This window comes from Bartonella sp. AA86SXKL (assembly GCF_042196885.1).
Genome location: NZ_JBHIRE010000582.1, coordinates 1 through 541, shown reverse-complemented (window position 1 = coordinate 541; position 541 = coordinate 1). Strand labels below are relative to the sequence as shown.

Here is a 541-nt window from a genome sequence, read left to right as displayed (position 1 = left end):
AGACAAGCCCTCTTTACCTGAAACAGCTCCCTCCCCGATAAGAATAAGTGGCTTCTTCGCTTCTTTTAAGACATTAAAAAACGCATCCTCTCCACGAATAAGTGCATTCAATGCATCCGTACCAGTTCCAAGATAAGAATAAGGATAACGTAAATCGACCTTCTCCCCAATTAATGCTATGGGAAATTGTCCCATTCGTTTACGCTTTAAAATACGTGCATTTAAAACAGCGGCTTCATAGCGAGGATTAGACCCTACGATAAGCAATGCATCAGCCTGTTCAATACCTGCAATTGTTGGATTAAAAATATAACTCGAACGGCCTAACTCAGAAGACAAAGCCATCCCTCTTTGACGACAATCGAAGATCTTTGATCCCAATGAAATCAGTAATTTTTTAAGTGCATACATTTCTTCAATGGACGTAAGATCTCCTGCAATCGCACCTATTTTTTCTGGCAAGGTTTTAGAAACCACCATTTTAATTTTTTCAAAAGCTTCTGTCCAACTTACAGGTTGAAGCTTACCATCTTTGCGTACA

General features: G+C 39.4%; 1 protein-coding gene. It reads right to left on the bottom strand.

Annotated elements, in window-relative coordinates:
• On the bottom strand, positions 1-541 hold a 541-nt coding region (locus ACFIO5_RS13400; protein ID WP_375705680.1), incomplete at both ends, for a molybdopterin-dependent oxidoreductase.